A 13,273-nucleotide genomic window follows, 5' to 3' on the forward strand; every position below is an offset into this window, starting at 1 on the left:
ATGGCCCCGGTCGCCCTTTTCCTCGCCCTGCTTCTGGCTGGCTCGGCCGTGCACAAGGCTGTCGCACAGGACCGGCTCGCAAGCGTCGCCAGCCGTTTGACCGGCCTGCGTGCCCAAGGGATCACGATGTTGATTCTGGCAGGCACGCTTGAAGCGGTGGCTGCAGCTTGTCTGGTCTTGCCGGACCTGCGCAATGCCGGATCGCTTCTCGCCGCCGCAGTTTGGTCGGCCTATGCGGTCGCGCTGCTGCGGCACCGTGGCGAAACGCTCGATTGCGGGTGCGACCTCGTATCGCGCGAGAAGCCGGTTGATTGGCCCTTGATCGCACGCCCTGCCGTCCTTGCAGCCATGGCCGCTCTTGTTTCCACCCTGCCGGCGGCGCCGATCGGCATTGATGCGCCCTTCGCCGCTGCCGGACTTTTTGCGCTTTATCTTGCGGCTTCAGAGCTGCTCGCCATTCCCCATCCTCGCTGGAGGAAGTCGTGATGCTGACATCCCAGATCCTGTTGTGGACCGCCGTGATCGTCGAGGGCCTGCTCATCGCAGCGCTCGCCCGGCAGGTCGGCATTCTTCATGAACGCATCGCTCCGGCAGGTGCTCTGACACTGCACCAGAAGGTCGAGGTCGGCGAAGTGGCCAGCCCGATGACCCTGACCACCATTGAGGGAGCACCGGTCGAGATCGGCGGCAAGCGGGACGGACGCAGCCAGCTGCTGTTCTTTGCATCGCCAGACTGCCCGGTCTGCAAGTCGCTGCTGCCCGTGGTGCGTTCCGCTGCAGGGGCCGAAGCCGATTGGCTAGACATCATAGTGGCAGGTGATGGTTCGAAGGCGGAGTATCAGCGCATGCGCGAGCTCCATGCGCTTGAGCGAGTGCCGATGGTCCTTTCGGAAGCTCTTGGCCGCGCGTTCGGCGTGTCCAAACTGCCCTACGCTGTCCTGCTCGACGAGCAGGGGAAGGTCGCATCGCTCGGCCTCGTCAACAGCCGGGAGCATCTTGAAAGCCTGTTCGAAGCCAAGGAGCGGGGCGTCGCTTCGATCCAGGATTTTCTCGCCCGTCGTAAGGGAGCCTGAGCTGTGGCTGGTTTTGACAAATGGACGGAACGTCTGACCCGCGGCATCGCGCGCGGCACCTCACGCCGCAGCACGCTGGCATGGCTCGGTGCGACGATTACCGGTGCGGCAGTGTTTCCGGTTCTCCCGGTGGCTCGCGCTGCCAGCGGAAGTCCGCACGGCGGAGGGGGTGGTCATGCCCCGATCTCCTCGGGCAATCCACAGGACCCCGGCGATCAGGCTGCGTGCGACTACTGGCGCTATTGCGCGATCGACGGCTTCCTGTGCTCGTGCTGCGGCGGTTCGGTCAGCACGTGTCCTCCAGGCACCGAAATGTCGCCGATCACCTGGATCGGCACATGCACCAACCCGGCTGACAACCGCGCCTACGTGATCAGCTACAACGACTGCTGCGGCACCTCCTCGTGCGGCCAGTGCCTGTGCAACCGCAACGAGGGCGACCGTCCGCAAGTCCGCCCGCAATCCAACAACGACTATAACTGGTGCCTCGGCACCGAGAGCAGCATTTACAATTGCTCGACGGCAGTGATTGTCGGCGTTGCGCTGGACGCGCCGAAATGAAGATGCTGCTCGGCCTTGTGCCGGTGATGGCCGTTGCAGCGTCCGCACTGCCTGCCGTTGCCGCTCCCGATGGTGCAGCGGTATTCGCGCGATGCGCAGCATGCCATACCAAGACCGGTGCCGGAGTGCCGGGAGCCTACCCTCCGCTCGGCGCGGATTTCCGCGCTCTTGCAGCCAAGCCCGCTGGGCGGCGCTACATTGCCCTTGCTGTCTTGCGTGGCCTTTCCGGGCCGCTGACCGTCGAAGGCAAGCCCTATCGTGGCGTCATGCCCGGGCAGGTGCTGGACGATGCTTCAACCGCCGCGGTCCTGAACCATGTCGGCACCCAGATCGCCAAGACCGGCCCGGCCTTCAAGCCGTTCACCGACAGGGAAGTCGCCGCGCACCGGGCGTCCGGCGCTGCACTTTCTGCGGCTGACGTGGCCAAGCTCCACGAAGGGGCTGGCGGCAAATGAAGCGGATCGCGCTTGCATCGGTCGTCCTTCTCGCTGCCATTGCAGCGGGCTTCGGCGTCCGCGCGAGCGAACCGGTCATGCGCGGGGTGAGCAACCCGCAGCAGGCTCGCATCGACTACATGCTCAAGTGCCAGGGCTGTCACCGCCCCGATGGAAGTGGCGACGACCGCTCCAACCCACCGATGAAGCACATCGTCGCGCGGTTCCTCAGTGTCCCTGGCGGTCGTGAGTTCCTCGGCCGTGTGCCTGGAGTATCGACCGTGGACCTCGACGACGTACGGCTTGCAAATCTGCTGAACTGGACTCTCTACACTTTCGACCCGGCGCACATGCCGGCCGATTTCCGGCCCTACACGGCCAAGGAAATCGGTCAGCTGCGGCGCCACCCCCTGCGGCTGGAAAGGGCTCCGATGAGGGCGCAACTGGTCGCAGGTTTTGCGCAGGAAAAAACAAGACCGAGCAATCCGTAAAAACATGCCCTGAATGGGAGGCAAGACAATGAGGGAACGTCTTTTTCGCGGGATCGCGCTGGCTGGGGTAGCCGCAACATCCATTTTCGCAGCAATGCCCGCTCTGGCGCAGGATGCGCAGGCCGAGAATGCCGTGCCGGACGGCGAGATTGTCGTTACCGCCACGAAGCGCGCGGAAAGCCTGCAATCCATCCCGATCTCGGTCTCGGCCATCGGTGGCGAAACGCTTTCGAAATCACGCATCGTCAACGTCGACAGCCTCGTCACCAAGGTCGCCAACCTGCAGCTGACCTCGATCGTGGGTGACAATACGCCGATCTTCTCGCTGCGCGGCGTGTCGATGTCGGACTACAGCCTCAATCAGGCGAGCCCCGTCGCGACTTATTATGACGAAGTCTACAAGGGCAACTTCGCCTTCCTTGGCGTGGCGATGTACGACCTTGAGCGCGTCGAAGTGCTGCGCGGGCCGCAGGGCACACTCTATGGCAAGAACACCACCGGTGGTGCGGTAAACATCATCGCCAACAGCGCCAAGCTCGGCGAGACCAGCGGCTACTTCAATGCGGGCTATGGCAACTACAATCGCGTCGATCTGAATGGTGCGGTCAACGTGCCTTTGGGCGACAAGGCAGCGCTGCGCGTGGCTGGCACGTATGCCAAGGCCGATGGCTGGTTCAAGAACGTCGTCCCCGGCAAGCCCGACCTTGCCTCGACCGACGAATATGCGATCCGCGCCACGTTGAACGTCGAGGCGAGCGAGACCGTCCGCTTCGTCCTGCGCGCTTCGACAAGCTTCCAGAACCCGCAGAACTACGGCATCTATGCGCAGCCGGAAGCGGCCAATCGCCCCGGCCTTGGCGAGCGCGAGATCGCGTCAAACATTGATACCAAGCGCCGCGCCCGCACATACTCTGTCGCGCTGACCAGCACGTTCGACATTTCCGACGCACTCACCGTCACCAGCATCACCGCCTGGGACAAGGGAAGCCTGTTCTTCTACGAAGATACTGACGGCACCGCGAGCCAGTTGCTCGAAATCCCCTACAACGACCGGGCAACCCAGTTCGCGCAGGACCTGCGCCTGACCAGCGACTTTGGTGGACCGTTCGATTTCATTCTTGGTGGTTTTTTCCATCGCGAGAAGGTGTTCAACGAGACGGCATTCGAAATCGGCAAGGACATCGATTCCGATGGCGTTCCCGGCATCACTGCCAATGACTGCGCCGTCGGCCTGCCCTTCGCCTGCCTGTTTCGCAACCGCTTCGACCAGCTCAAGAAGAGCTACGCGATCTATTCGGACGTGAAGTACGAGCTGTCCGATGCGGTCACGATGCGCGGCGGCTTGCGCTACACCCACGACACCGGCGTACAGAGCGGCTTCCGGTCCGATGCACTGGGCGTGGACAACTCGCTGATCGTCAACCTCATTCCGCCTTCTACCCTGCGCTATTCGCAGGACAACGTCTCGGGCAAGATCGGCTTCGATTACAAACTGGCCGATGGCAACCTGCTCTACGCCAGCGTCAGCCGCGGCTATCGCGCGCCGAGCTTCAATGCCCAGGCCTTCTTCGATCCGTCAGAGCTTTCGATCGCCAAGCCGGAGCAGGTCACGTCCTACGAAGTCGGCGCCAAGACCCAGTTCGCTGACCGCAAGGTCACGCTCAACGTTGCCGGCTTCTATTACGACTACCGCAACCAGCAGTTCATCAACGTCGACCCGTCGTCAGCCGCGCAGACCCTGCTCAACATCCCCAAGTCGCGCATCTATGGCGGTGAAGCGGAACTCACCATCCGCGCTGGTGACCGCCTGACGATCCACAGCGGCATGGGCGTGCTCGCGACCAAGATCCAGCGAGGCAGCGTCAGCGGCGTGAACGTGGCAGGTAACCGGCTCTCGAACGCTCCGACCTTCACCTTCAACGCGACGGTCGATTTGACGGTGTTCGATGGCGACATGGGCAAGCTCTCGCTCCACCCGGACATCGCCTACCAGTCTAGCCAGTTCTTCGAAGTGCTCAACGTGCCCCGCCTGCGCCAGTCGTCCTACGCGCTGGTCGGCGGTCACATCGATTGGGAGAGCGCCGACGGCAAGTTCAACGCATCGATCTGGGGCAAGAACCTCACCGACAAGTTCTACTTCACCTCCCGCGTCGATCTGCTTGCCGGATTCGGCTTCGATTACAACCACATCGGCAACCCGCGCATGTATGGCGTGACGGTTGGCGCGAAGTTCTGAGATAACCTGAACAAGGCTGCGCAACAGCAGCCGGGAGAGGACAATGGCTGACTACAAGCTGCTCATCGGCGGCAACCTCGTCAATGGCGACATGACGATGGATGTGATCAACCCGGCAACCGGGGAGCCGTTCTGCACGGTTCCCCGCGCCTCTGCGGCTCAGGCGGATGCTGCCATCGCTGCGGCAAAGGCTGCAGTGCCGGGGTGGTCCGCCGTTCCCTGGGCCGGGCGGCAGGCAAAGTTGATCAAGCTTGCCGAGGCCATTGCCGCCCGCAAGGACGAACTCGCCCGCGCGCTTACCCTGGAACAGGGCAAGCCTCTCGCAGAAGCCATGGGCGAACTCGGCATGACGGACGCCTATCTTCGTCACTACGCGACGCTCGAATTGCCCGACCGCGTCATTCAGGATGACGATACCGGCTATATCGCCGTCAAGCACCGTCCGCTGGGCGTTGTCGTCGGCATCATCGCATGGAACTTCCCGCTGCTCGTCGCCTGCTGGAAGATCGGCCCGGCCGTGCTCGCCGGAAACGCCATCGTGCTGAAACCTGCGCCGACCACGCCGGTCTGCGCGCTGATCCTCGGCGAAATCTGTCGCGACGTGTTTCCGGCAGGCGTGGTCAACATCATCACGGACGCAAACGACCTCGGCCCGCACCTCACTGCCCATCCCGATGTCGCCAAAGTCGGATTCACCGGTTCCACCGCCACCGGCAAACGCATCGCTGCAAGCGGTGCCGACACGCTCAAGCGCGTCACGCTAGAACTTGGCGGCAACGACCCGGCAATCGTGCTTGAGGACGTTGATGTGCGCGAGACCGCGCAGGCCATCTTCGGCAATGCCTTCTTCAACAACGGTCAGGTCTGCCTCGCGGTGAAGCGCGCCTATGTCCACGCCGACATCTATGACGCGATGTGCGGGGAACTGGCCCGCCTTGCCGAAGCCGCCGTCGTCGATGACGGTCTCCAGCAGGGCACCCAGATCGGCCCGATCCAAAACGCGATGCAGTTCGAGAAGGTGAAAGGCTTCCTTGAAGCCGCGCGTCAGGACGGCACCATCGTGGCAGGCGGCGAAGTGATGGAGCGCGCCGGGTATTTCATCCGTCCGACCATCGTGCGCGACGTGACCGATGGCGACAAGATCGTCGACGAAGAGCAGTTCGGCCCTATCCTGCCGATCATCAAGTTCGATGATGTCGAGGATGTGATCGCGCGCGCCAATGCCAGCGACTACGGTCTTGGCGGTTCGGTCTGGTCGAAGGACGTCGGCCGCGCGGCAGACATTGCCTCGCGCATCGAGAGTGGTCAGGTCTGGGTCAACCAGCATATCGCCATTGGCCCGCACATTCCCATGGCCGGTTTCAAGTCCAGCGGCCTCGGCGTAGAACAGTCGGTCGAAGGCCTTGCCGAATACACCCAGACCCAGGTGGTGAACATCAAGCGATGACGCAGCTTTCCTACGCCAAGGGCGCGACTGACGAGCCGCTTCTGGAAAAGACCATCGGGCAGGCGCTGCGCGACGCCGCCCGGCAATGGGGCGGGGACCTTGCACTGGTCTCCCGCCATCAGGGCATTCGCTGGACTTGGGGTCAGCTTGACGATGAAGTCGATCGCATCGCCACAGGCTTGCTCGATCGCGGTGTGGCCAAGGGTGACCGCGTCGGCATCTGGGCACCCAATTGCGCCGAATGGACCGTGCTGCAGTTTGCGACCGCACGGATCGGCGCGATCCTCGTCACGATCAATCCGGCCTATCGCACCAGCGAGGTCGAGTATGCGCTGAACAAGGTTGGCTGCACCTTTCTTGTCAGCGCAGCCAGTTTCAAGTCCAGCAACTACGTGGCTATGCTGCGTGAACTGGGACCCGTAAAGCTGCCGATGCTGCGTGGCATGGTCGCGCTAGGCTCACAGCAGCATGACGGCTTCGAGCCATGGGAAGCCTTGCGCGCCCAGCAGGACATGGAGCGGCTCGATGCGGTCGCCAGAACGCTTCACCAGAACGATCCGATCAACATCCAGTTCACCAGCGGCACCACCGGTTTCCCCAAGGGCGCGACGCTCACTCACCGCAACATTCTCAACAACGGCCACTTCACGGCCCGCACCATCAAGATCGGCCACAAAGACCGCATCTGCATCCCGGTGCCGCTCTATCACTGCTTTGGCATGGTGCTGGGCAATCTCGCATCGCTGACGAGCGGCGCTGCCATGGTCTATCCGGGCGAGGCCTATGACCCCAAGCTGGCACTCGAAGCGGTGCGGGCAGAAGGCTGCACCGCACTCTATGGCGTGCCGACGATGTTCATCACCATCCTCGCCCAGCCGGACCTTGACGACTACGACGTCACCACCTTGCGCACTGGGATCATGGCCGGCTCGCCATGCCCGGTCACCACGATGCGGCAGGTGATGGACCGCCTGAACATGACGCAGGTCACCATCGGCTACGGCATGACCGAGACAAGTCCGCTGACCACGCAGACCGCGACCGATGATCCCATCGAAGAGCGCGTCGGTACGGTCGGCCGCGTGCATCCCCACGCTGAAGCAAAAATCGTCGGTCCCGATGGCGAGACGCTGCCGATTGGCCAGCAGGGCGAATACTGCTCACGCGGCTACGCGGTCATGCTCGGTTACTGGGACGATCCGGCAAAGACTGGCGAAGCGATCGACGCCGAAGGCTGGATGCACTCGGGCGATCTCGCGACGATGGATGCGAATGGCTATGTCCGTATCACCGGCAGGATCAAGGACATGATCATCCGCGGCGGCGAGAACATCTACCCGCGCGAGATCGAGGAATTCCTCCTCACGCATCCCGCCATCCAGGACGCACAGGTGTTCGGCGTTTCAGACGAGAAGTTCGGCGAGGAAGTCTGCGCCTGGATCATCGCGCGGGCAGGGGAGTCCCTGGGGCCTGACGACGTCCTGAGCCACTGCAAGGGCCGTATCGCCCACTACAAGGTCCCACGCCACATCCGCATCGTCGAAGCGTTTGCCATGACCGTCACCGGCAAGGCGCAGAAGTTCGAGATGCGCAAGATAATGGAAGCGGAGCTGGCAGGATAAGGGTGACTACGCATTTATCTGGTAAGCAGTTGCTTGCTGGAAGTGGTTAACACAGCCTCAATCGAGATTGAGTTGGGGGTTGATCACAATGCGACGTTTTGCAGCTACTTGCGCAGCACTGGCCGCAACGGCCTTGGCTTCGGGCCAGGCCCTGGCCGAAGGTGTCGTTTCCTCCCAGTCGGACTGGCGTCTGGCCGAGGCCGGCAGCACGGCGCTCGTGTCGGCTGGGCGCCCCCAGTCGGGTGCCATGCTCGGCGTGCAATGCGACCCGAACGACTTCCGCGGCCGGCGGCTGATTTTTGGGGCGTACCGCAACGAAGACGTCGGCGGCTTGCTCAAGGCCATCAGCACCAGCCGTCCGCGTCTCATCAAGGTTTCGGTCGAATCCCAGTCCGCCTGGGCCGAGTTCGCCGTCGCGCTCGAGGGCAGGGGGCAACTCGGTCTGACCGGTGTGGCCGACTACGTCGCCGGCTATCTTTCAGCCGAACAGTACGGCCTAATCCGGTCGGCGCGCTCCGTGACGGTAAAGGTCGGCGAAAAGGCATTCTGGTTCACCGGCAATGGTTCATTGACTGCCACGAATGCGCTCGTCTGCGGCAGTACATCGCCAATCCGCGCAAGCCGCATGGCGCTTGAGGATACAGGCCGTCCGCGTCCGCCGGTCAAATCCCGCTGGGTCTTTGCGCCAGGCTTGCTGACGCCCGATCCGGCCCGCGGCACCTATCAGGCATTCTCTTCAGTCTCCGGCTTTCCCGGCAACGAACTGGCGAGCTTCAATTTTGAAGTGACCTGCCGAGCGGGACAGCTCCACGCACTTTTCCGCAACGGCTCGGTCCATTCCAGCGTCAAAGGTGCGGCCGCTCAAAGCACCAGCGCGTTCATGAATGCCGTCAATGGCCCGTCAAACGTTGCCGAGGTATATGGTGGCGGCCGTATGCTGGCACGCTTCCCGGTTGAACCGGGCAAGGACGGTCGCGGCCACCCACTCACGGCAAAGGAATTGCAGGCGCTGATGCAGTTCGATCAGATCGTTGTTGCGGCAGACCGGACGACGATCGAGTTCGGAGGCAGGGACGGTCCCTCCAGCATCCTTGCGCTCGCACAGGCATGCGGCGCTTCGCAGCGCGTCAGGTCGTGACGGACACCTTGGCGTAGCGCGCAAGGTCCTGTGGAGCCAACTGTAGCGTGTGGTTGTTGGGTACCGAAACCGTGAGGTCGTAAAACGCTCGCGCTCTTGCCTCGGTCAGCCCCATGTCGCGGTAGTAGCGTTCATATGCAGCGCGAGCGGGATCGTCACCGCGAGAGCCGGACGCCTGCCTTCCATCGGCGGAAAGCCAGGAATGCACGGCAAAGCGTGCATCCGATGCAGCTTTGCGGGTCGTCCCGGCAAGAAAGATCTCCACCGCGCCCGAGCGCACCGAGGCGCCTGCGGGCGCGATCGTGACAATCCCGTGCTGCCGGATGATGCGGCCGAGCCGCAGGTTGGCGATGTCGTCTCTCGTGCCGGGGCAGTTCACCAGCTCCAGCGCGCGAATGCCCGGATGCGCTTCCATCATGGCTATGAAATCGGACGGCGAATTCCCGTCGGTCACCCCTACCAGCCGCGCCCTATCTGCAGAAACCAGCGCGAACGCACCGAACCGGACAACCTTTGTCTCGTCGTGTCGGGCAACGCCGGATGGCGCCGCCGTGATGCTTCCCGGTATGACAAAGGCCATGCCAGCAAGGACGAGGATTGGTGCTGCTCTGATCGTCATGGCGACATATGATCATCCACCGCTTAGCAGCGATCCAAGAAACGAGGTTAAGTCGGTCATAACACTTAGGGCCGGAGTGCTTTTCTTTCAGGCACGGTGACTTGCTCCTGATAGCGCGAGGGTCGGACGGGGCTCTCGGCTGCAGAACCATCAGCGATTTGGCTCGCATCATTTGGCGGCGCCGGGAACCTCGCTGCTGATGATGCATAGAGGAAGTGAAGCCGGTGCGCCCTTCCGCGCGTGCCAGTCCTTTCGGAAGGAAGCCATTCATGGCCGCCCGTGCATTCTGGCAGGGACAATTGCGCCTCGCCCTCGTCTCGATCCCGGTGGAGGTCTATCCGGCAACGCGCAGCGGCGCGGCGATCAGCTTCCACCAGATCCACGAGCCCAGCGGCAAGCGCATCCGCTACGAAAAGGTCGCCGCTGGCGTTGGTGCGGTGGACCGCGAGGACATCGTCAAAGGCTACGAAGTCTCGCGCGGCAACTACGTCCTGCTCGATGACGAGGAAATCGAATCCGTCCGCATCGAAAGCCGCAAGACGCTCGAACTCGTCCAGTTCGTCGGCGCCGACGAGATCGACGTCCTCTACTATGAGAAACCCTACTTCGTCGTACCGGCGGACGAGCTGGCCGAAGACGCCTACATCATCCTGCGAGAAGCCTTGCGCAAGACGCGCACTGTTGGCCTTGGCCAGTTGTCGGTGCGCGGGCGCGAGCAACTTGTCTCGCTAAAACCCTGCGGGCGCGGCCTGATCATGGAAGTGCTGCGCTATGCCGACGAGGTCCAGCGCGCCCAGAACTGGTTCCGCGACATCCCCGCACGCGACGCCGATCCTGAGCTCCTCGACCTTGCCGCCAGCCTGATCGAGAAGAAGACCGCGAAGTTTGCTCCCGACAAGTTCCATGATCGCTACGTCGACGCGCTCCACGCGCTGATCGACAAGAAGGTCAAGGCCAAGGGCAAGCGGATCATCGAAGATCCCGATGCCGACGAAGTGCCCAAGGGTGGCAATGTCATCGACCTCATGGCCGCGCTCAAGAAGTCATTGGGCAGCGACAAGGACGAAGGTGAAGGCCCGCCGCGAAAGCGTTCGGCTCCCGCGCGCCGGAAGCGGGCCTGACCCATGGCGAGGCGCGATCCCCTCGAGGCCTACAACGCCAAGCGTGACTTCGCCCGCACGGCCGAGCCTTCGGGCAAGCTGCAGTCGAGCAAGAGCGGCAACCTGTTCATCGTCCAGAAGCACGATGCCACCCGGCTCCACTGGGATTTCCGCATCGAAGTCAATGGCGTGATGAAGAGCTGGGCCGTAACCCGAGGCCCCAGCCCGGATCCCGAGGACAAGCGCCTTGCCGTGCAGACGGAAGACCACCCGCTGAGCTATGCCGAGTTCGAAGGAACCATCCCGGAAGGCGAATATGGCGGCGGCACGGTCATGCTCTGGGATCGCGGCACATGGGAGCCGGTCGAGGGCAAGAGCGCCAAGGACCTTGAAAAGGGCCACCTTCATTTCCGCCTGGATGGAGAGCGGATGAAAGGCGAATGGCTGCTCATCCGTCTGAAAAGACGCGGCAACGAAAAGCGCGACAATTGGCTGTTGCGCAAGATCGAGGATACCTTTGCTGCCGAGGGCGACCTGCTGGTGGAGCGTGCGCTTACCAGCGTGCTCACTGGCCGGACAATGGCCGCGATCGCCGCCGACAAGCGTGCCAGCCATTCGCTGAAGGGCAAGAAGGGCAAGGACTTTGCGGCGGAAATGGAGGCCGCGAGCAGCCACAACGCAAAAGTCTCGAAGGCGCCACCCAAGCGCAAGCCGCGCAACGCGCCGCTGCCCGCCTTCCAGCCGGTTCAACTCGCCACGCTGGTCGATGGCGTTCCCGAAGGCAGCCAGTGGCTCCACGAGATCAAATTCGATGGGTACCGCGCTCTTGTTGCCGCCAAGGGCAAGGACGTGCGGGTCTTTACCCGCAGCGGGCTGGACTGGTCCGAGAAGTTCGCGCCTCTGGTCCGGCACCTGGCCGCGCTCGATCTGCCGTCCTGCCTGATCGACGGCGAGATCACGGCCGCAGACGAAGAAGGCAATCCCGACTTTTCGCGCCTCCAGAATGTGCTGAAGCGCGGCCATGGCGAGCAGGGCGAGCGCGACGCGCTCTCGTTCCATGCCTTCGACGTGCTCGAGATCGACGGCGAGGACCTCAAACCGCTCCCGAATATCGAGCGCAAGCAACGTCTCGCGGCGCTGCTCACCGCAGCATCAGCGCCGATTCACATTGCCGATCATATCGTGGGCGGTGGCGAAAAGCTGTTTCAGTCTATGTGCAGCGCCGCGCAGGAAGGCATTATATCCAAGCGCGCCGATGCGCCCTACGTACCCAGGCGCACGCAGAACTGGCTCAAGGTCAAATGCATCCTGCGTCAGGAATTCGTCATCGTCGGCATGACGAAATCGACTGCGCGACGTCGCCCCTTTGCCTCGCTCCTCCTCGCCCAGCGCAAGGGCAATCAACTCGTCTACAAGGGCAAGGTGGGCACCGGTTTCGATGCGGATCTGCTCGATGATCTCGCCACCCGCTTACAGCCGCTCCGTCGCGAGGAGCGCGTGCTCGAGGTGCCGAAAACCGAAGCGCGTGGCGCACTATGGCTGGAGCCCAGACTTGTCGCCGAAGTGGCCTTTGCCGAATTCACCGGCGATGGCAGAGTGCGCCATGCCAGCTTCGTCGCCTTGCGCGAGGACAAGAAGGCTGAGGACGTGATACCCGAACGCGCTGTCCATATCGAACCGCAGATGCAAACCGTTGCGATCAGCAATCGCAGTCGCGTGATCTTCCCTGAAAGCGGGCAGACCAAGGGCGACCTTGCCGATTACTATGCTATGCTGGCGCCCGCGATGCTGCCATTCCTTGCCAATCGCCCGGTAAGTCTCGTCCGTTGTCCGCAAGGGCGGGCCAAGCAGTGCTTCTTCCAGAAGCATGACAGCGGCTCGTTCGGTGAGCATGTCCACCATGTGTCGATCAAGGAAAAGGATGGCAATTCAGAAGACTACCTTTTCGTTGCGGACGCCGCCGGCATTCTCACCTGCGTGCAGATGGGCACGATCGAATTCCATGGCTGGTGCGCAAAGGCCGACGATGTCGAAACGCCCGATCGGATGGTGATCGATCTCGATCCCGACGAAGGACTCGATTTTGCCGACGTGAAGCGCGCGGCAAAAGACATCCGCGACCGTCTCTCGGACCTTGGCCTTGTCAGTTTCGCAATGCTGTCGGGAGGCAAGGGCATCCACGTGGTCCTGCCGCTCCGCTGCGACCACTCTTGGGAAGCGCACGCCAACTTTGCTGAACGCTTCGCCAAAGCACTGGGCATGGCCGACCCCGATCGCTATGTCGCCACGATGAGCAAGGCCAAGCGCAAGGGGCGTATCTTCATCGACTGGCTGCGCAACCAGCGCGGCAGCACGGCTGTCATGCCCTATTCCGCCCGCGCCCGCGCCAATGCCCCCGTCGCCACACCGATCGACTGGGGTGAGCTGGAGGACTTCGAGAGCGCGCATGCCTTTACCATCAGCGATGCAGAAGAACTGCTGAAACGCAGCGAAAGCAAATTGTTGCGTGGTTGGGGCATGGCGGAGCAATCTCTGCCGGATGTTTGAGTCCG

Annotated in this window: 12 protein-coding genes; 11 read left to right on the forward strand and 1 reads right to left on the reverse strand. The window is 62.7% G+C overall.

The window, feature by feature from the left end; translation table 11 throughout:
• From ACZ1JW_RS14150 to ACZ1JW_RS14190, 9 genes are all read left to right on the forward strand, one after another.
• A complete protein-coding gene (locus ACZ1JW_RS14150) occupies positions 1-486 on the forward strand; it encodes a MauE/DoxX family redox-associated membrane protein (RefSeq protein WP_465141035.1) in 486 nt (161 codons plus the stop codon).
• On the forward strand, positions 486-1,073 hold the full coding sequence (locus tag ACZ1JW_RS14155) for a thioredoxin fold domain-containing protein (RefSeq protein ID WP_465141036.1): 588 nt from the start codon (positions 486-488) through the stop codon (positions 1,071-1,073). Before ACZ1JW_RS14150 ends, ACZ1JW_RS14155 begins: the two co-directional genes overlap by 1 nt.
• Positions 1,074-1,076: 3 nt before the next feature.
• Positions 1,077-1,634 carry a methylamine dehydrogenase light chain gene (locus ACZ1JW_RS14160; protein WP_144907624.1) on the forward strand — a complete coding sequence of 186 codons (558 nt, stop codon included), beginning with the start codon at positions 1,077-1,079 and terminating at the stop codon, positions 1,632-1,634.
• Positions 1,631-2,089, forward strand: a complete 459-nt coding sequence (locus ACZ1JW_RS14165; RefSeq protein WP_465141037.1) for a c-type cytochrome — start codon at positions 1,631-1,633, stop codon at positions 2,087-2,089. The genes ACZ1JW_RS14160 and ACZ1JW_RS14165 overlap by 4 nt, the downstream gene beginning before the upstream one ends.
• Positions 2,086-2,559 carry a cytochrome C gene (locus ACZ1JW_RS14170; RefSeq protein WP_465141038.1) on the forward strand — a complete coding sequence of 158 codons (474 nt, stop codon included), beginning with the start codon at positions 2,086-2,088 and terminating at the stop codon, positions 2,557-2,559. The genes ACZ1JW_RS14165 and ACZ1JW_RS14170 overlap by 4 nt, the downstream gene beginning before the upstream one ends.
• Positions 2,560-2,587: 28 nt before the next feature.
• Positions 2,588-4,795 carry a TonB-dependent receptor gene (locus tag ACZ1JW_RS14175; RefSeq protein ID WP_465141039.1) on the forward strand — a complete coding sequence of 736 codons (2,208 nt, stop codon included), beginning with the start codon at positions 2,588-2,590 and terminating at the stop codon, positions 4,793-4,795.
• A 43-nt stretch (positions 4,796-4,838) separates the two neighbouring features.
• Positions 4,839-6,242 carry an aldehyde dehydrogenase family protein gene (locus ACZ1JW_RS14180; protein WP_465141040.1) on the forward strand — a complete coding sequence of 468 codons (1,404 nt, stop codon included), beginning with the start codon at positions 4,839-4,841 and terminating at the stop codon, positions 6,240-6,242.
• On the forward strand, positions 6,239-7,864 hold the full coding sequence (locus ACZ1JW_RS14185; RefSeq protein ID WP_465141041.1) for an AMP-binding protein: 1,626 nt from the start codon (positions 6,239-6,241) through the stop codon (positions 7,862-7,864). The genes ACZ1JW_RS14180 and ACZ1JW_RS14185 overlap by 4 nt, the downstream gene beginning before the upstream one ends.
• 133 nt (positions 7,865-7,997) lie before the next feature.
• Positions 7,998-9,002, forward strand: a complete 1,005-nt coding sequence (locus ACZ1JW_RS14190; protein WP_465141042.1) for a hypothetical protein — start codon at positions 7,998-8,000, stop codon at positions 9,000-9,002.
• Here the strand turns inward: ACZ1JW_RS14190 and ACZ1JW_RS14195 are convergent.
• Positions 8,992-9,621, reverse strand: coding sequence for a hypothetical protein (locus tag ACZ1JW_RS14195; protein WP_465141043.1), 630 nt, complete (start codon positions 9,619-9,621; stop codon positions 8,992-8,994). The genes ACZ1JW_RS14190 and ACZ1JW_RS14195 overlap by 11 nt on opposite strands.
• Before the next feature lie 269 nt (positions 9,622-9,890).
• Here ACZ1JW_RS14195 and ku point away from each other — a divergent pair, with 269 nt between their 5' ends.
• The gene (ku, locus tag ACZ1JW_RS14200) at positions 9,891-10,742 is read left to right on the forward strand and encodes a non-homologous end joining protein Ku (protein WP_465141044.1); all 852 of its coding nucleotides are present in this window, start codon (positions 9,891-9,893) and stop codon (positions 10,740-10,742) included.
• 3 nt (positions 10,743-10,745) lie between these two features.
• A complete protein-coding gene (gene ligD / locus ACZ1JW_RS14205; protein ID WP_465141045.1) occupies positions 10,746-13,268 on the forward strand; it encodes a DNA ligase D in 2,523 nt (840 codons plus the stop codon).
• The last annotated feature ends 5 nt before the right edge of the window (positions 13,269-13,273 follow it).

The organism is Novosphingobium sp. BL-A-28-Hi1-0D, assembly GCF_055521755.1.

Bases quoted from the DNA above. Each gene is read 5' to 3' on its own strand.
- ligD (WP_465141045.1), top strand. From the start codon at position 10,746: ATGGCGAGGCGCGATCCCCTCGAGGCCTACAACGCCAAGCGTGACTTC.
- ACZ1JW_RS14175 (WP_465141039.1), top strand. From the start codon at position 2,588: ATGAGGGAACGTCTTTTTCGCGGGATCGCGCTGGCTGGGGTAGCCGCA.
- ACZ1JW_RS14155 (WP_465141036.1), top strand. From the start codon at position 486: ATGCTGACATCCCAGATCCTGTTGTGGACCGCCGTGATCGTCGAGGGC.
- ACZ1JW_RS14180 (WP_465141040.1), top strand. From the start codon at position 4,839: ATGGCTGACTACAAGCTGCTCATCGGCGGCAACCTCGTCAATGGCGAC.
- ACZ1JW_RS14165 (WP_465141037.1), top strand. From the start codon at position 1,631: ATGAAGATGCTGCTCGGCCTTGTGCCGGTGATGGCCGTTGCAGCGTCC.
- ACZ1JW_RS14150 (WP_465141035.1), top strand. From the start codon at position 1: ATGGCCCCGGTCGCCCTTTTCCTCGCCCTGCTTCTGGCTGGCTCGGCC.
- ACZ1JW_RS14185 (WP_465141041.1), top strand. From the start codon at position 6,239: ATGACGCAGCTTTCCTACGCCAAGGGCGCGACTGACGAGCCGCTTCTG.
- ACZ1JW_RS14195 (WP_465141043.1), bottom strand. From the start codon at position 9,621: ATGACGATCAGAGCAGCACCAATCCTCGTCCTTGCTGGCATGGCCTTT.
- ACZ1JW_RS14170 (WP_465141038.1), top strand. From the start codon at position 2,086: ATGAAGCGGATCGCGCTTGCATCGGTCGTCCTTCTCGCTGCCATTGCA.
- ku (WP_465141044.1), top strand. From the start codon at position 9,891: ATGGCCGCCCGTGCATTCTGGCAGGGACAATTGCGCCTCGCCCTCGTC.